The 15,938-nt window shown below is 68.5% G+C and carries 15 protein-coding genes; 11 read left to right on the forward strand and 4 right to left on the reverse strand.

The window, feature by feature from the left end; all coding sequences use genetic code 11:
- Position 1 precedes the first annotated feature (1 nt).
- Entirely contained in the window at positions 2-757 is a 756-nt protein-coding gene (pgeF, locus tag ACMGEZ_RS11280) for a peptidoglycan editing factor PgeF (protein ID WP_436822355.1), read from the forward strand.
- Here pgeF and ACMGEZ_RS11285 read toward each other — a convergent pair.
- Positions 689-982 (reverse strand): hypothetical protein, encoded by a 294-nt coding sequence (locus ACMGEZ_RS11285; RefSeq protein ID WP_436822356.1) that lies wholly within the window; start codon positions 980-982, stop codon positions 689-691. The genes pgeF and ACMGEZ_RS11285 overlap by 69 nt on opposite strands.
- 104 nt (positions 983-1,086) lie before the next feature.
- On the opposite strand from ACMGEZ_RS11285, the gene phaC reads away from it, so the two are divergent.
- Together phaC and ACMGEZ_RS11295 are read left to right on the forward strand one after the other, a co-directional pair.
- Positions 1,087-2,811 carry a class I poly(R)-hydroxyalkanoic acid synthase gene (gene phaC, locus ACMGEZ_RS11290; protein ID WP_436822357.1) on the forward strand — a complete coding sequence of 575 codons (1,725 nt, stop codon included), beginning with the start codon at positions 1,087-1,089 and terminating at the stop codon, positions 2,809-2,811.
- A 58-nt stretch (positions 2,812-2,869) separates the two neighbouring features.
- Positions 2,870-4,048, forward strand: coding sequence for an acetyl-CoA C-acetyltransferase (locus ACMGEZ_RS11295; RefSeq protein ID WP_436822358.1), 1,179 nt, complete (start codon positions 2,870-2,872; stop codon positions 4,046-4,048).
- A gap of 56 nt (positions 4,049-4,104) precedes the next feature.
- Here ACMGEZ_RS11295 and ACMGEZ_RS11300 read toward each other — a convergent pair whose 3' ends face one another.
- On the reverse strand, positions 4,105-5,016 hold the full coding sequence (locus tag ACMGEZ_RS11300) for a LysR family transcriptional regulator (RefSeq protein ID WP_436822359.1): 912 nt from the start codon (positions 5,014-5,016) through the stop codon (positions 4,105-4,107).
- A gap of 90 nt (positions 5,017-5,106) precedes the next feature.
- Here ACMGEZ_RS11300 and ACMGEZ_RS11305 point away from each other — a divergent pair, with 90 nt between their 5' ends.
- The 6 genes from ACMGEZ_RS11305 (at position 5,107) to ACMGEZ_RS11330 (ending at position 11,751) form a co-directional block, all read left to right on the forward strand.
- Positions 5,107-6,027, forward strand: a complete 921-nt coding sequence (locus tag ACMGEZ_RS11305) for an HTD2 family dehydratase (RefSeq protein ID WP_436822360.1) — start codon at positions 5,107-5,109, stop codon at positions 6,025-6,027.
- A 7-nt stretch (positions 6,028-6,034) separates the two neighbouring features.
- The gene (locus tag ACMGEZ_RS11310; protein WP_436822361.1) at positions 6,035-7,285 is read left to right on the forward strand and encodes an acyl-CoA dehydrogenase family protein; all 1,251 of its coding nucleotides are present in this window, start codon (positions 6,035-6,037) and stop codon (positions 7,283-7,285) included.
- 11 nt (positions 7,286-7,296) lie between these two features.
- Positions 7,297-8,478, forward strand: coding sequence for a CaiB/BaiF CoA transferase family protein (locus ACMGEZ_RS11315; protein WP_436822362.1), 1,182 nt, complete (start codon positions 7,297-7,299; stop codon positions 8,476-8,478).
- 10 nt (positions 8,479-8,488) lie between these two features.
- Positions 8,489-9,853, forward strand: coding sequence for an MmgE/PrpD family protein (locus ACMGEZ_RS11320; protein WP_436822363.1), 1,365 nt, complete (start codon positions 8,489-8,491; stop codon positions 9,851-9,853).
- Positions 9,846-10,706 carry an HpcH/HpaI aldolase/citrate lyase family protein gene (locus ACMGEZ_RS11325; RefSeq protein ID WP_436822364.1) on the forward strand — a complete coding sequence of 287 codons (861 nt, stop codon included), beginning with the start codon at positions 9,846-9,848 and terminating at the stop codon, positions 10,704-10,706. Before ACMGEZ_RS11320 ends, ACMGEZ_RS11325 begins: the two co-directional genes overlap by 8 nt.
- Positions 10,707-10,794: 88 nt before the next feature.
- Entirely contained in the window at positions 10,795-11,751 is a 957-nt protein-coding gene (locus tag ACMGEZ_RS11330) for a tripartite tricarboxylate transporter substrate-binding protein (RefSeq protein WP_436822574.1), read from the forward strand.
- 26 nt (positions 11,752-11,777) lie between these two features.
- On the opposite strand, the gene ACMGEZ_RS11335 is transcribed toward ACMGEZ_RS11330, so the two are convergent.
- Entirely contained in the window at positions 11,778-12,653 is an 876-nt protein-coding gene (locus ACMGEZ_RS11335) for an endonuclease/exonuclease/phosphatase family protein (protein WP_436822365.1), read from the reverse strand.
- Between the two features lie 151 nt (positions 12,654-12,804).
- On the opposite strand from ACMGEZ_RS11335, the gene phbB reads away from it, so the two are divergent.
- Together phbB and ACMGEZ_RS11345 are read left to right on the forward strand one after the other, a co-directional pair.
- Complete coding sequence (gene phbB, locus ACMGEZ_RS11340; RefSeq protein WP_436822366.1) at positions 12,805-13,542, forward strand: acetoacetyl-CoA reductase; 738 nt, start codon at positions 12,805-12,807, stop codon at positions 13,540-13,542.
- A gap of 139 nt (positions 13,543-13,681) precedes the next feature.
- The gene (locus ACMGEZ_RS11345; RefSeq protein ID WP_436822367.1) at positions 13,682-15,373 is read left to right on the forward strand and encodes a cation:proton antiporter domain-containing protein; all 1,692 of its coding nucleotides are present in this window, start codon (positions 13,682-13,684) and stop codon (positions 15,371-15,373) included.
- Between the two features lie 27 nt (positions 15,374-15,400).
- Here the strand turns inward: ACMGEZ_RS11345 and ACMGEZ_RS11350 are convergent, their stop codons facing one another.
- Positions 15,401-15,808, reverse strand: coding sequence for a hypothetical protein (locus tag ACMGEZ_RS11350; protein WP_436822368.1), 408 nt, complete (start codon positions 15,806-15,808; stop codon positions 15,401-15,403).
- Positions 15,809-15,938 lie beyond the last annotated feature (130 nt).

Here is a 15,938-nt window from a genome sequence, read left to right on the forward strand (position 1 = left end):
CATGGGGCTTGGCGAGGCGCTGGTGCCCGACTGGCCTGCGCCGGCCGGGGTGCATGCGCTGTGCACCACGCGCGAGGGCGGAGTGTCCGGCGGTGTCTATCGGAGCCTCAACCTCGGCGACCATGTGGGCGACGCGCCGGCTGACGTGGCCGTCAACCGCGCGCGGCTGCGCGATGCCGTCGGGGCGCGCCCGATCTTCCTGCAGCAGGTGCATGGGACCCGGCTGCTGGCGCTGGACTCCCAGACGCCGGATGGCCTGGTGGCCGATGCCTGCACCGCCACCGTCGCCGGCATTGCTTGCACCATCATGGTTGCCGACTGCCTGCCCGTGCTCTTCACCGACGGCCGCGGTTGCCGCGTGGCGGCCGCGCATGCGGGCTGGCGCGGCCTGGCGGCAGGCGTGCTGGAAGAGACCGTCGGCGCCTTCGCAACCGAAGCCCGGCCGGACGAGCTCATGGCCTGGCTCGGCCCCTGCATCGGGCCCGATGCCTTCGAGGTCGGCGACGAAGTGCGGGCCGCCTTCGAATCGGCCGCGCCGCAGGCCCTGCAATGCTTCAAGCCCGCCGCGGCGCCCGGCAAGTGGCTCGCGGATCTCGCCGGCCTGGCGCGGCAGCGGCTGCAGGCGGCAGGCGTCACGCAGCTCTACGGCAACGACGGCAGTGCCTCCTGGTGCACGGTGAACAATCCGTTACTTTTTTTCTCGCACCGGCGGGACCGCATCAGCGGCCGTTTCGCCGCCTGCATCTGGCGCGGCTGAGGGCTTGCCTGCCTGGATGGCGGCCTCGCGCTCGGCTGCTTCGCGGGCACGGATCGCCTTGCGGCGTGCCGGTGCGCCCATCAGGTAAACCACCAGTGCCACCGGCGCCAAGCCATAGAGTAGAAAGGTGAAGACCGCACCGAGCACCGTGCCGTTGGTGTTGGTGGCCTCCGCCACCGCCATCATCAGGGTGACATACAGCCAGGCGATGACGACGAGGTGCATAGGGAAGGTTTTCAGGAAGGTATGGCAGGCTTTTGCTTTCCGGGCCCTGCCGGATGCAGCATACTCAAAAGCCGATGCGACAAGGTGAGGAACCAGGAGACGACATGAGACAAGAACAACAGGCCCCGGCCGAATCCGCTTTCGCTCCGTTCCAGCAGGCGTTGACGCAGAGTTGGGAGAAGGCTCTCGAGTCCTTCCAGTCGCTCGGCAAAGGGGCCGACGCAGACGCGTCCTGGGAGCTGCCCCGGTTCTCCTTTTCCCCCACCAAGCTCCAGGAACTGCAGAAGCAGTACGTCGAAGAAGCCACCGAGCTGTGGCGCCAGGACATGGCGGCGCGCGCGCGAGGCGACCGGCGCTTCGCGGCCGAGGCCTGGGGCAGCAATCCGGTGGCGGCCTTCTCGGCGGCCGTCTACCTGCTCAACACGCGCACGCTGCTCGGCATGGCCGAAGCCGTCGAGGCCGACGCCAAGACCCGCGCCCGCCTGCGCTTCGCGGTCGAGCAGTGGGTGGCAGCCTGGGCGCCCAGCAACTATCTCGCCTTCAACGCAGAGGCCCAGAAGAGGGCGCTCGAAACCCAGGGCGAGAGCATCGCCAAGGGCATCCAGAACCTGCTGAAGGACGTGCGGCAGGGGCATCTGAGCATGACCGACGAGAGCGCCTTCGAGGTCGGCCGCAACGTGGCCACCACCGAGGGCGCCGTCGTCTTCGAGAACGAGCTGTTCCAGCTGCTCGAGTACAAGCCGCTGACGGCCAAGGTCTACGAGCGGCCTTTGCTGCTGGTGCCGCCCTGCATCAACAAGTTCTACATCCTCGATCTCCAGCCCGAGAATTCGCTGATCCGCTACGCGGTAGAGCAAGGCCATCGCGTGTTCGTGGTGAGCTGGCGCAATCCCGATGCCTCGATGACCCAGACCACCTGGGACGACTACATCGAGGACGCCGCCATCAAGGCGATCCAGGTCACGCGCGAGATCAGCGGCCAGGACAAGAAGGGCGGGCAGATCGACACGCTGGGCTTCTGCGTCGGTGGCACCATCCTCGCTACTGCGCTGGCAGTGCTGGCAGCGCGCGGCGAGCAGCCCGCGTCTTCGGTGACGCTGCTCACCACGCTGCTCGACTTCAGCGACACCGGCGTCCTCGACATCTTCATCGACGAGGGCTTCGTGCGCTTGCGCGAGATGCAGCTGGCCTCGGGCGGGCTGCTGCCGGGCAGCGAGCTGGCGTCCACCTTCAGCTTCCTGCGGCCCAACGACCTGGTGTGGAACTACGTCGTCGGCAACTACCTGAAGGGAGAGACCCCGCCGCCCTTCGACCTGCTCTACTGGAACAGCGACGCCACCAACCTGCCCGGGCCCTGGTACTGCTGGTACCTGCGCAACACCTACCACGAGAACAAGCTCGCGCAGCCCGGCGCGCTGACGGTGGCCGGCGAGCAGGTCGACCTCGGGCGCATCGAGGCCCCGGTCTACATCTACGGCTCGCGCGAGGACCACATCGTGCCCATCGGCGGCGCCTACGCGTCGACGCAACTGCTCAAGGGCAAGAAGCGCTTCGTCATGGGAGCCTCGGGCCACATCGCCGGCGTGATCAACCCCCCGGCCAAGAAGAAGCGCAGCTACTGGCTTCGTGCCGACGGCAAGTTGCCGAAGACCCAGGCCGAATGGCTGGCCGCCGCCGTCGAGCACCCTGGCAGCTGGTGGACCGACTGGTCCGACTGGCTCAAGACGCACTCGGGCAAGCAGATCCCTGCCCCCAAGGCCTACGGCAAGGGCAGCGCCTACAAGGCGATCGAGCCCGCGCCCGGCCGCTACGTCAAGGCGCGAGCCTGACTTTCGTTGTTCGTTCCCACTTTCCCTTTTTCAATCGCAGCCTCGGAGAGCACACACCATGGAAGACATCGTCATCGTTTCGGCCGCACGCACGGCCGTGGGCAAGTTCGGCGGATCGCTGGCCAACATCGCGGCCACCGAGCTCGGCTCGATCGTGATCAAGGAAGTGCTCGAGCGCGCGAAGATCGGCCCCGACCAGATCGGCGAGGTCATCATGGGCCAGGTGCTCACCGCAGGCAGCGGGCAGAACCCGGCGCGCCAGGCGCTGCTGAAGAGCGGCATCGCCAAGGAAACGCCGGCGCTCACCATCAATGCGGTGTGCGGCTCGGGCCTGAAGGCGGTGATGCTGGCCGCGCAGGCCGTGGCCACCGGCGACAGCGAGATTGTGGTGGCCGGCGGGCAGGAGAGCATGAGCCTTGCGCCGCACGTGCTGCCCAACTCGCGCAACGGCCAGCGCATGGGTGACTGGAAGCTGGTCGACTCGATGATCGTCGATGGCCTGTGGGACGTGTACAACCAGTACCACATGGGCATCACGGCCGAGAACGTGGCCAAGAAGTACGACATCAGCCGCGCCGCGCAGGACGAGCTCGCGCTCGCCAGCCAGACCAAGGCCGCGGCGGCGCAGGACGCCGGCAAGTTCAAGGACGAGATCGTCGCCGTCAACATTCCGCAGAAGAAGGGCGACCCGGTCGTCTTTGCCCAGGACGAGTTCATCAACCGCAAGACCAGCGCCGAAGGGCTGGCCGGCCTGCGTCCCGCCTTCGACAAGAACGGCGGCGTGACCGCGGGCAATGCCTCCGGCCTCAATGACGGCGCCGCCGCCGTGCTGGTGATGACAGCCAAGAAGGCCGCCGCGCTGGGCCTGAAGCCCCTGGGCCGCATTGCCAGCTACGCCAGTACCGGCCTCGACCCGGCCTTCATGGGCATGGGCCCGGTGCCGGCTTCGCAGAAGGCGCTGCAGCGCGCCGGCTGGAAGCCGCAGGACCTCGATGTGCTCGAGATCAACGAGGCCTTTGCCGCGCAGGCCTGCGCCGTCAACCGCGAGATGGGCTGGGACACCAACAAGGTCAACGTGAATGGCGGCGCCATCGCGATCGGTCATCCGATCGGTGCCTCCGGCTGCCGCATCCTGGTGACGCTGCTGCACGAGATGCAGCGCCAGAACGCGAAGAAGGGCATCGCTTCGCTGTGCATCGGCGGCGGCATGGGGGTCGCGCTCACCATCGAGCGCTGAGACGTCCTGCTGTTCGTGAAAGCGCCGCGTCGATACGCGGCGCTTTTTTTTGCTTTTCAACCCGAGCGCACGTCCTGCTCAGCGTAGTGCGCGCACAGCGTGTCGACCAGCGCCCGCGCATAGGTCGGCAGCGCCGCGCGATCGCGCACCAGCAGGTAGCGCTCGCGCACGCTCCACGGATCGCTGAGCTCGATCAGCGCCAGCTTCATGCTCTCGAGATTGCGGCGCGCGGCCGACTCCGGCACTACGCCGATGCCGACGCCGCTCCCGATCATGCGGCACATGGCGTCGAAACCCCCGAGCTGGATGCGCAGCTTCTGGCTCTTGCCGAGGCTTTCGGTGATCTGCGCCAGGAACGCATGCAGCGTGCTGCCCGCCTGCATGCCGACCGCGTCTTCGTCCAGCGTCTCGGCGAAGGCGATGCGGCGGCGCCGGGCGAAGCGGTGCTTGCGCGAGGTCACGAGCACCAGCCGGTCGGTGCTGAAGTGGATCGCCTCGAGGCCGAGCGTATCGATGCGGCCGGCGACGATGCCGATGTCGGCGCGGCCATCGAGCACGCCGTGCGGGATCTGTGCGTTCGGTTTTTCCTGAAGGTCGATGTTGATGCGCGGATGGCGCGCCAGGAAGCCGGGCAGGATTTCGGGCAGGAAGTCGCTCACCGCCGTGGTGTTGGCGAACACCCGCAGATGGCCGCGCAGGCCGCCGCCGTACTCCTTGAGCTCGGCGCCGAGCTGGCTGGCCTGGTGCAGCACCAGCCGCGCGTGGTGGAGGAAGGCCTCGCCCGGCGGCAGCAGGCGCACGCCGCGGGCCTCGCGCGCCAGCAGCGCCAGGCCCGATTGCGCCTCCAGCGCCTTGATGCGCGCACTCGCCGCGGCCAGCGACAGGTGCTGGCGCTCGGCTGCCCGCGTGAGGCTGCCGAGCTCGGCCGCGGCAACGAAGAGGCGCAGATCGGTCAGGTCGAAATGCATGCGCCATCCTAGCAAGCCTTCGAAATAACCGAAGGCTCGGTCTCGAAATCGCAGATTGCGCGCGGTCGGCGCCATGGCCACCATGCGGGGATGACGCAGCCCACGAGCCCTTCCCGAGCTTCCCCCGCTTCTCCGGCCTCTCCCGCGATCGACGCCGAGGCACTGGCCGGGCTGCAGGCCTGGCAAGGCCGAAGCGAAACGCTGGCCGACGAGATCACGGCCGCTCCGGTGCGCGCGCTCTCGGCCACGCTGGACCGCGAAGACCCGGCGCCGGCGCCGGGCACGCGGCTGCCCGAGCTCTGGCACTGGCTCTACTTCCTCCCGCATCACCGGCAGTCGGAGATCGGCCCCGATGGCCATGCAAAGCGAGGCGGCTTCCTGCCGCCGGTGCCGCTGCCGCGCCGCATGTGGGCCGGTGGCCGCCTGGGCTGGGAGGCTGGCAATCCGCTGGTGGTGGGCGATGCGGTGGAGCGCACATCGACCATCGCCTCGGTCTCGCACAAGACGGGCCGCAGCGGCGAGCTGGTCTTCGTCCTGGTGCGGCACGAGATCCACAATGCGCGCGGCCTGGCGCTGACGGAGGAGCACGACATCGTGTACCGCGCTGCAGCGGCGCCAGGAGAAGCTCCGGCGACCCCCACGCCGGCGCCGAAGGACGCCGCCTTCAGCCGCGAGCTCACACCCGACGACGTGCTGCTGTTCCGCTACTCGGCGCTGACCTTCAACGGCCATCGCATCCACTACGACCGCCGCTACGTGACGGAGGTCGAGGGCTACCCCGGCTTGATCGTGCACGGCCCGCTGATCGCCACGCTGCTGGTCGACCTGCTGCGGCGCGAGAAGCCCGGTGCTTCGCTCGCGCGCTTCGAGTTCCGCGCGCTGCGGCCCGTCTTCGACAGCACGCCGCTGCGCCTTCGCGGACGGCCCGAGGCCGACGACAAGCGCTTCAGCCTGTGGGCCGAAGACGCCGACGGCTGGCTTGCGATGCAGGCCAGCGCCACCCTTGCCTGAAACACTCATGAAGACCCAGATCCCCATCCCCGACGCGCACCAGGAAATGCGCGAAGCCCTGCGCGACCTGTGCGGCCGCTTCGACTCCGCCTACTGGCAGAAGGTCGACCATGAGCGCGGCTACCCCGAGGCCTTCGTGAACGCGCTGACGGAAGCCGGCTGGCTGGCCGCGCTCATCCCCGCGGACTACGGCGGCTCCGGCCTTGGTTTGGCCGAGGCCTCGGTGATCATGGAAGAGGTCAATTTCTCGGGCGGCAATGCCGGCTCCTGCCATGGCCAGATGTACAACATGGGCACCTTGCTGCGGCACGGCAGCGAGGCGCAGAAGCGCCAGTACCTGCCGAAGATCGCCACCGGCGAACTGCGCCTGCAGACCATGGCCGTGACCGAGCCTACCACCGGCACCGACACGACGCAGCTCAAGACCACCGCGCTGAAAAAGGGCGACCGCTACGTGGTCAACGGGCAGAAGGTCTGGATCTCGCGCATCCAGCACTCCGATTTGATGATCCTGCTGGCGCGCACCACGCCGCTCGCGGAGGTGAAGAAGAAGTCGGAAGGCATGTCGATCTTCATCGTCGACCTGAAGCAGGCGATAGGCAACGGGATGAGCGCCGCCGGGCCGCCCCAAGGCGCGAAAGCCCCCTCGGGGGGCAGCGAGGACACGCCAGTGCCGAGCGTGGGGGCCATGGTCGTGCGCCCGATCCTCAACATGGTCAATCACGAGACCAACGAGGTCTTCTTCGACAACCTCGAGATTCCCGCGGAAAACCTGATCGGCGAGGAAGGCAAGGGCTTCAAGTACATCCTCGACGGCCTCAACGCCGAGCGCACGCTGATTGCGGCCGAATGCATCGGCGACGCCTGGTGGTTCATCGAGCGCGCACGCCGCTACGCGAGCGACCGGCAGGTGTTCGGCCGCGCCATCGGGCAGAACCAGGGCATCCAGTTCCCCATTGCCGCGGACTACATCGAGGCCGAGGCCGCCAACCTCATGCGCTTCAAGGCTTGCGCGCTGTTCGACGCGGGCCAGCCTTGCGGCGCGGAGGCCAACATGGCGAAGTACCTGGCGGCAAAGGCCTCGTGGGAGGCGGCCAACACCTGCCTGCAGACCCATGGCGGCTTCGGCTTCGCCTGCGAATACGACGTGGAGCGCAAGTTCCGCGAGACGCGCCTCTACCAGGTGGCGCCGATCTCGACCAATCTCATTTACTCCTACGTCGCCGAGCACGTGTTGGGCTTGCCGCGTTCGTTCTGAAGGGCTGCGTCATGACACGACCGCTGGATGGCATCACCGTCGTTTCGCTGGAACACGCGATCGCCGCACCTTTCTGCACCCGCCAGCTGGCCGACCTGGGCGCGCGCGTGATCAAGGTCGAGCGGCCGGGCGGCGGCGACTTCGCCCGCGCCTACGACCAGCGCGTGGGCGGCGAGGCCTCGCATTTCGTGTGGGTCAACCGGTCGAAGGAAAGCCTTGCGCTGGACCTCAAGCAGGAGGCGGCGCAGGCCGTGCTGCAGGAGCTGGTCGCCGGGGCAGACGTGCTGGTGCAGAACCTCGCGCCCGGCGCCGCGGCGCGCATGGGGCTGGGCGCCGAGGCGCTGATGGCGAGGCATCCCACGCTGATCGTGTGCGACATCTCGGGCTACGGCGAGGATGGTCCCTATCGCGACAAGAAGGCCTACGACCTGCTCATCCAGAGCGAGGCCGGCTTCCTGTCGGTCACCGGCACGGCGGAGGCGCCCTGCAAGGCGGGCAACTCGATCGCCGACATTGCGGCCGGCATGTACGCCTACACCGGCATCCTCGCGGCCCTGCTGCAGCGGGGCAAGACGGGCAAGGGCTCGCACATCGACGTGTCGATGCTGGAGTCGCTGGCCGAGTGGATGGGCTATCCGATGTACTACGCCTACGAAGGCGCGCCGCCGCCGCCGCGCAGTGCGGCCTCGCACGCGACCATCTATCCGTACGGTCCCTTCGCCACGGGCGACGGCGGCACCGTGATGCTGGGCCTGCAGAACGAGCGCGAATGGAAGCAGTTCTGCGAGCGCGTGCTGCTGCAGCCGCAGCTCGCGGCCGATCCGCGCTTCGACGCGAATGCCAGGCGCAATGCCAACCGCGAGGCGTTGCGGGCCATCATCCTCGAGACCTTCGCCGCACTGGACACGCCGCAGCTGCTCGAGCGGCTCGACGCGGCGCAGATCGCCAATGCGCGGATGAACGACATGGCGGGCCTCTGGGCGCATCCGCAGCTGAAGGCGCGCGGGTGCTGGCGCGAAGTCGAGTCGCCGGCCGGCGCCATCCCGGCCTTGCTGCCGCCGGGCCGGCAGAGCGCTTTCGACTACCGCATGGATGCGATTCCGGCAGTCGGCGCGCATACCGAAGCCATCCTGCGCTCGCTCGGACGCAGCGAGGCCGACATCGACGCGCTGCGTGCGGCGGAGGCGATCTGAAATGGCGGTCATGACCTCACCCACCGAAACCCTCGCGCGTTTTGCCGCAGGCCTTCGCTTCGTCGATATCCCGGCGCCGGTCGTGCGCCGTGCGGAGGACCTGCTGGTCGACTGGTTCGGCTCGGCCATCGCCGGGCATGGCGCGCGGCCGGTCGAGACCATCGCCGCCTTCGCGCGCGAGATGGGGCCCGCCACCGGCCCCAGCGAAGTGCTGGTGGGCCGCACGAGCAGCAGCCCTTACTTCGCGGCCTTGGTCAACGCAGCGGCCTCGCATGTGGCCGAGCAGGATGATGTGCACAACGGTTCGGTCTTCCATCCTGCGACGGTGGTGTTCCCGGTCGCGCTGGCCTTGGCGCAGGCACTGGGCGCGAGCGGCGAGCGTTTGCTGGCGGCCGCGGTCGCGGGTTACGAGGTCGGCATCCGCGTGGGCGAATTCCTCGGCCGCTCGCACTACAAGGTGTTCCACACCACCGGCACGGCCGGCACGCTTGCGGCGGCGGCGACCGCCGGGCATCTGCTGGGGCTCGATGCCGCACGCATGCAGCATGCCTTCGGCTCGGCCGGCACCCAGTCTGCAGGGCTCTGGGAGTTCCTGCGCACCGCGGCCGATTCCAAGCAACTGCACACGGCACATGCGGCCGCCGCGGGACTCATGGCCGCGACGCTGGCGCGCGATGGCTTCACCGGCGCGCAGCAGATCCTCGAGGGTCCGCAGGGCATGGCCGCGGGCATGTCGCAGGACGCCGACCCGCAGCGGCTGATCGACGGCCTCGGCACGCGCTGGGCGCTGGCGGAAACCTCCTTCAAGTACCACGCCTCGTGCCGTCATACGCACCCGGCGGCCGATGCGCTGCTGGCGGTGATGCGCGACCACCATCTGCGTGCGGAGGACCTGGGCCAGGTGATCACGCATGTGCACCAGGGCGCCATCGACGTGCTGGGGCCGGTGGTCGATCCGGCCACGGTGCACCAGTCGAAGTTCTCGATGGGCACGGTGCTCGCGCTGGCGGCGCGCTTCGGCCAAGCCGGCCTTGCCGAATTCGATGCGCATTTCCGCGATGCCGAAACGCGAGGTCTGCGCGACCGCGTGCGGATGGAACTCGACGCCGAGGTGGACGCCGCCTATCCGAAGCGCTGGATCGGCAAGGTCACGGTGCACACGCGCGACGGCCGAGTGCTGCAAGGGCGCGTCGACGAGCCCAAGGGCGACCCCGGCAACACGCTCAGCCGAGAGGAGATCGGCGCCAAGGCCCTGCGCCTCGCTGCCTTCAGCGGCGGTGCGAGCGAGGACGATATGCAGGCGGCCGTGGAGCGGCTCTGGCATGTTGCGCGCGCGCCTGCCGTCGGCTTGTTGCTGGGCGTGCGTCATGAGTGAGCCGAACGCGCTGGCCTTGGCGCGCACCTTCCTTTTCGTGCCGGCCGACCGGCCGGAGCGCTACGCACGCGCCCTGGGCTCGGGCGCCGGCGCGGTGATCGTCGACCTGGAGGATGCCGTGGCGCCCGATCGCAAGCCGGCAGCACGCGATGCCCTGGCCGAGGCGCATGCGGCGCTGGGCGCCGCCGAACGCAGCCGCTTGCTCGTGCGCGTGAATCCGCACGGCACGCCATGGCACGACCACGACGTGGCGCTGGCTGCACGCCTGGCGCGACAGGGGCTGGCGGGCGTCGTGCTGCCCAAGGCCGAGCGAGCGGAGCAGCTCTCGCGCCTCGCAGCGGCCGCGGGATCGCAGGCCGTGCTGATTCCGCTGATCGAATCGGCCGCAGGCCTGGCAGCGCTCGACGAACTCGCCCCCGCCCCGCAGGTGCTGCGCCTGGCCTTCGGCCATCTCGATTTCCAGGCCGACCTGGGCCTGGCCTGCGAGGCCGACGAGACCGAGCTGGTCCCGGTGCGGCTGGCGCTGGTGCTGGCTTCGCGCCGCGCGGGCATCGCCTCCCCGATCGACGGCGTAACCCCGGATTGGCGCGACACGCAGCGACTGGCCGCCGAGGCGGCGCGCGCCCGCCGCGGCGGCTTCGGCGCCAAGCTCTGCATCCACCCCGAGCAGGTGGCACCCGTGCAGGCCGCCTTCGCGCCGAGCGCCGAGCAACTGGCCTGGGCGCGGCGCGTCGACGCGGCGATGCGCGCTGCGGGGGGCGGGGCGATCAATCTCGATGGACGCATGGTCGATGCGCCGGTGCTGCGGCTCGCTCAGCGGCTGCTCGCGCTCGAGACACAGGGAGCCGGCTGAGTTCCTCCGGCTCCACTCATTCCCATCCACCCAGGAGACAACCCACATGAAAATGAAGACCAGGATTCTGCTTTCGGTCTCGGCCTCGATGTTCGCTGCATCGCTGGCCGTGCAGGCACCCGCGGCGGCGCAGGCCGCCTGGCCCGAGAAGCCCGTCACGCTGGTGGTGCCCTATTCGGCCGGCGGCCCCACCGACGTGGTGGCGCGCATGCTCGCGATCCCCATGGGCAAGTCGCTGGGCCAGACCGTGGTGGTCGAGAACACGGTGGGCGCGGGCGGCACCATCGCACCGGCGCGCGTTGCCAAGGCGCAGCCCAACGGCTACACCATCCTGATCCACCACATGGGCATGGCCACCGCGCCGGCGCTCTACAAGAAGCTGCCTTACGACCCGCTCAAGGACTTCGAGTACATCGGGCAGGTGATGGACGTGCCGATGACGCTGCTGTCGCGCAAGGACTTCCCGGCCAACAACTTCCAGGAGCTGCTGAGCCATATCAAGGCCAACAAGGACAAGGTCTCGATGGCCAACGCCGGGGTGGGCGCGGTGTCGCAGCTGTGCGGCCTGTTGTTCACGAGCCAGGTCGGCGTCGAGCTCACGAACGTGCCCTACAAGGGGGCGGGGCCGGCGCTCAACGACCTGATGGGAGGGCAGGTGGACCTGCTGTGCGACCAGACGACGCAGACCGCGCCGGTCATCAAGGAGGGCAGCCGCGTCAAGGTCTTCGGCGTGACCACGCCCAAGCGGCTCTCGAGCATGCCCAACATCCCGACGCTCGACGAGCAAGGGCTCAAGGGTTTCGACGTGCGCGTGTGGCATGGCGTCTACGCGCCGAAGGGCACGCCCGCCGCAGTGACCGAGAAACTCAACGCGGCCCTGCGTGCGGCTCTGCAGGACGAGACGGTCAAGCAGCGCCTGGCGGACCTCAGCTCCGAGATCGTGCCGATGGACAAGGTGACGCCGGAAGCCCTGCGCAGCCATCTCGCCGCCGAGGTCGCCAAGTGGGGGAAGGTGATCCGCGCTGCCGGGGTGCAGGCGGAATAGCGTGCGGCACGTTCGTCCGCGGCTTGTCAGTCGCCGAACTCGATCAGCATGGGCTGGTGGTCCGAAGCGCGCGTTTGGAGATCGACCTCCATGCGCCGCACGCGGGGTGCCAGCGTGTCGCTGACGAACACGAAGTCGAACGCGGCCGGGTCCTTGCCGTAGGTCTCGTCGAAAAGCTTGAAGGTGGGGTCGTGCGGCCGCTCGGGATGCGCGAGCGGCCAGGCGTCCTGGAGACGCCTGTCGGGCACGCCGCCGGCCGGCAGGGCGGGGGCGGTGAACGGCGCCTGGATCTCGGCATGAGCCGGGTCGCTGACCTCCATGTTGAAGTCGCCGCAGAGGATGGCGTGCTGGGTGTGGGGCTTGGGCTGGAAAGGCGAGTCGTCGAACGCCGCGGCAGGCGGTGCCGCGGCCTGCTGGCAGGCCTCGATGTGCAGGGCGCGCAGAGCCTGGGCCTGCGCGCGCCGCTGTACGGATGAGTAGTACTCGAGGTGCGTGGTCATCACGCGCACGGTGCCCAGTTCGGGGCTGGCCAGGGTCACGACCGTGCACATGCGCGGCATGCTGCTCACGGTCGGGTCGGGCGGCCAGGGCAGGGGATGGTGCCGGACCAACGACACCGGCAGACGCGTGGCAATCAGGTTGCCGAAGCGCTGCCGGCGGCCTTGGCCGTCGAACTCCTCGACCGCGGCGCCGAAGAAGAGCCTGAAGCCCGGCAGCAGCGCGCCCAGCTCCGCCGACTGGTCGCCCGGGGCGCCCGGCATGCGTTCGTAGCCGGAAGCGATTTCCTGCAGGCACAGCACATCGAAGTCGGCCATCGCGCGCGCGCCTTCGACGATACGTTTGGTACTCACCACGCCATCGAGTCCGCGGCACCATTGGGTGTTCCAGGTCACGAGTTTCATGGCAGCCTGCCTTTTCAGATAGGAACCGTAGCAAAGGGTTGTGACACCCCGTTGCATTGAGGGGTCAGTGTTTTCCTGAGCCGGACCCCGTGGAAAACTTGGCTACAGTGAACCGCGCCTGTTCAGGCGCATCAACATCGAGGGAAAAATTATGAGCAAGAAAGTTGCATACGTCACCGGCGGCATGGGGGGCATTGGCACGGCCATTTGCCAGCGCCTGTACAAGGACGGGTTCAATGTCATTGCCGGCTGCGGCCCCACGCGCGACCACGCCAAATGGCTGTCGGAGCAGAAGGCGCTGGGCTTCGACTTTCATGCATCAGTCGGCAATGTCGGCGACTGGCAGTCGACGGTCGAGGCCTTCACCAAGGCCAAGGCCGAGCATGGCAGCATCGACGTGCTGGTCAACAACGCCGGCATCACGCGCGACCGCATGTTCCTGAAGATGACGCCCGAGGACTGGAGCGCGGTGATCGAAACCAACCTCAACAGCATGTTCAATGTCACCAAGCAGGTAGTGGGCGACATGGTCGAGAAGGGCTGGGGCCGCATCATCAACATCAGCTCGGTCAACGGTGCCAAGGGCCAGGCCGGCCAGACCAACTACTCGGCTGCCAAGGCCGGCATGCACGGCTTCACGATGGCACTGGCGCAGGAGCTGGCGGCCAAGGGCGTGACGGTGAACACGGTGAGCCCGGGCTACATCGGCACCGACATGGTCCGCGCCATCCGGCAGGAAGTGCTCGACAAGATCATCGCCACCATTCCGGTCAAGCGGCTCGGCGAACCCAGCGAGATCGCGTCGATCATCGCGTGGCTCGCAACCGACGAGGGTGGTTATTCGACCGGGGCCGACTTCTCGGTCAACGGTGGCCTGCACATGCACTGAGGCCGCGCCCCGCGCCCGCTGAGAAGACCCGCCTCGGCGGGTCTTTTTTCTGGCGCGGGTCGCACGTGCTTCGCTGTTGGCTGCGCCATGGCGGGGCATTGACCGGGCCTTTGGCCTCGCTCTTGCACAATGCAAGGCAATGCCCCACAGCGTTTCCCTGATCAATACCGTCGCGGCCGGCCTGGGCCTGGCCCTGATCCTCGGCTTCCTGGCGGCACGGCTGCGTTTGCCGGCGTTGGTGGGCTATCTGCTGGCGGGCGTGATCATCGGCCCCTTCACGCCCGGCTTCGTGGCCGACGCGAGCATTGCCGCGCAGCTGGCTGAAATCGGGGTAATGCTGCTGATGTTCGGCGTCGGCCTGCATTTCTCGCTCGATGACCTGCTCGCTGTGCGCAAGATCGCGCTGCCCGGCGCGCTGGTGCAGATGGCGGTGGCCACGCTGCTGGGCGGGGCGCTCGCGAGCTGGTGGGGCTGGAGCCTGGGCGGCGCGCTGGTCTTCGGGCTGGCGCTGTCGGTGGCGAGCACGGTGGTGCTGCTGCGGGCGCTCGAAAGCCTGGGGCTGCTCGATTCCTTCACCGGTCGCATCGCAGTGGGCTGGCTCGTCGTGGAAGACCTCGCGATGGTGCTGGTGCTGGTGCTGCTGCCGCCGCTGGGCGCGGCGCTGGGCAGCGACGCGGCGCGCCCGGACGCGGCGCCGCTCTGGCAGACACTGGGGCTCACGGTGCTGCAGGTCGGCGGCTTCGTGTTCCTGATGCTGGTGGTGGGGCGGCGGGTCTTTCCCTGGCTCTTGTGGCAGGTCACGCGCACCGGCTCGCGCGAGCTGTTCACCCTGTGCGTTGTGGCCGCCGCGGTGAGCATCGCCTTCGCCTCGGCGGCCCTGTTCGGCGTGTCTTTCGCGCTCGGGGCCTTTTTCGCCGGCATGGTGATGCGCGAGTCCGAGTTCAGCCATCGGGCGGCGCAGGAATCGCTGCCGCTGCGCGATGCGTTCGCGGTGCTGTTCTTCGTCTCCGTCGGCATGCTGTTCGACCCCTCGGTGCTGATCGAGCGCCCGCTGCATGTGCTGGCCGTGGTGCTGGTGATCGTGGTGGGCAAGTCGGTCGCCGCCTGCGTGCTGGTGCTGCTCCTTCGCTACCCGCTCGGCACGGCGCTGACGGTCAGCGCGAGCCTGGCGCAGATCGGCGAGTTCTCCTTCATCCTGGCGGCGCTGGGCGTGTCGCTGGGCTTGCTCCCCAAAGAAGGCCAGAGCCTGCTGCTGGCGGGCGCCCTGATCTCCATCGCGACCAATCCGCTGTGGTTCGGTCTCATCGGGCCCTTGCAGAAGTGGCTGCACGCGCATTCGCGCCTTGCGCGCGGGCTCGCCGAGCGCGACGACCCATTGGCCGAGTTGCCGATGAGCACCGAGGCGAAGTACCTCTCGCGCCAGGTGGTGCTGGTCGGCTACGGCCGGGTGGGCCGGCGCATCGCGGCGGAACTGGCGGCCCACGATCTTCCCTTCGTGGTCGTCGAGCAGAACCGCGAGCTGGTCGAGAAGCTGCGCGCCGAGGGCAGGGCAGCGGTGTGGGGCGATGCGGCCGATCCTGCGGTGCTGATCCAGGCACATATTGCGCGGGCGCGCGTGCTGGTGGTCGCGACCGCGGATGCCATCAATGTCCGGCAGATGATCGAGGCCTCGCGCACGCTCAATCCGGCGATCCAGACCGTGATCCGTAGCCACAACGAGGATGAGGCGCGGCTGCTGACCCAGGAGGTCGAGACCACCGTCTTCCTGGGCGAGGAGGAACTCGCGCAGTCGATGGCGCGCGCCGTACTCAGCCGGGCGGCTCCGGCCTAGGCTTGTCGACGGGCCCCAGCGGCCCGTTCAGAGGTCTTCGATCACCAGCCGGCAGTAGCGCTCGGCCACCGAGTAGGTCACGGTGCGGACCACCTCCATCAGGCGTTCGGCTGCGGCCCGGTTCTCGGTCTTGACCAGCAGGCCCGTCTGGCCTTCGCGCGCCAGCTTGGTGTAGACCCTCACGGTTGCCCCGTCGGTGCCTGCCGACGGCAGAGGACTGTCGGCATCATCCCGGACGGTCGGTGAGATCTGGGAGAGCATCGTCTTGGGCGGGATCAGGTAGATCTCGTCGCCGCTGAAGCCCCGGTCGATCAACTGGTGCCCGACCCGGTTGGCGTCTTCGGCGTTCGGGAACATCACCATCGAATAGCCGGTCGGGTAGAACGCGCCCCCGAAGGTTGAGCACATATGAGGGTCGAGGACGAAGTGCTTCACGATGCCTCCTCAATCACGTTACGTTTCTTAAGGGAAAGTCAGCTTAGGCTTCGCCGCATTCGCGTGCGGTAGGAAAAGCCCTTAGTGCGAGCCGGCACGTTCGACTGCGTCGGTTAGGCAGCGGCTCCCA

The sequence above is a fragment of the Variovorax stachyos genome (genome assembly GCF_051400855.1).
GTDB lineage: Bacteria > Pseudomonadota > Gammaproteobacteria > Burkholderiales > Burkholderiaceae_C > Variovorax.

Bases quoted from the DNA above. Each gene is read 5' to 3' on its own strand.
- ACMGEZ_RS11330 (WP_436822574.1), top strand. From the start codon at position 10,795: ATGTTCGCTGCATCGCTGGCCGTGCAGGCACCCGCGGCGGCGCAGGCC.
- ACMGEZ_RS11345 (WP_436822367.1), top strand. From the start codon at position 13,682: ATGCCCCACAGCGTTTCCCTGATCAATACCGTCGCGGCCGGCCTGGGC.
- ACMGEZ_RS11295 (WP_436822358.1), top strand. From the start codon at position 2,870: ATGGAAGACATCGTCATCGTTTCGGCCGCACGCACGGCCGTGGGCAAG.
- ACMGEZ_RS11300 (WP_436822359.1), bottom strand. From the start codon at position 5,016: ATGCATTTCGACCTGACCGATCTGCGCCTCTTCGTTGCCGCGGCCGAG.
- phaC (WP_436822357.1), top strand. From the start codon at position 1,087: ATGAGACAAGAACAACAGGCCCCGGCCGAATCCGCTTTCGCTCCGTTC.
- ACMGEZ_RS11325 (WP_436822364.1), top strand. From the start codon at position 9,846: ATGAGTGAGCCGAACGCGCTGGCCTTGGCGCGCACCTTCCTTTTCGTG.
- ACMGEZ_RS11305 (WP_436822360.1), top strand. From the start codon at position 5,107: ATGACGCAGCCCACGAGCCCTTCCCGAGCTTCCCCCGCTTCTCCGGCC.
- ACMGEZ_RS11310 (WP_436822361.1), top strand. From the start codon at position 6,035: ATGAAGACCCAGATCCCCATCCCCGACGCGCACCAGGAAATGCGCGAA.
- phbB (WP_436822366.1), top strand. From the start codon at position 12,805: ATGAGCAAGAAAGTTGCATACGTCACCGGCGGCATGGGGGGCATTGGC.
- ACMGEZ_RS11285 (WP_436822356.1), bottom strand. From the start codon at position 982: ATGCACCTCGTCGTCATCGCCTGGCTGTATGTCACCCTGATGATGGCG.
- ACMGEZ_RS11315 (WP_436822362.1), top strand. From the start codon at position 7,297: ATGACACGACCGCTGGATGGCATCACCGTCGTTTCGCTGGAACACGCG.
- pgeF (WP_436822355.1), top strand. From the start codon at position 2: ATGGGGCTTGGCGAGGCGCTGGTGCCCGACTGGCCTGCGCCGGCCGGG.
- ACMGEZ_RS11335 (WP_436822365.1), bottom strand. From the start codon at position 12,653: ATGAAACTCGTGACCTGGAACACCCAATGGTGCCGCGGACTCGATGGC.
- ACMGEZ_RS11320 (WP_436822363.1), top strand. From the start codon at position 8,489: ATGACCTCACCCACCGAAACCCTCGCGCGTTTTGCCGCAGGCCTTCGC.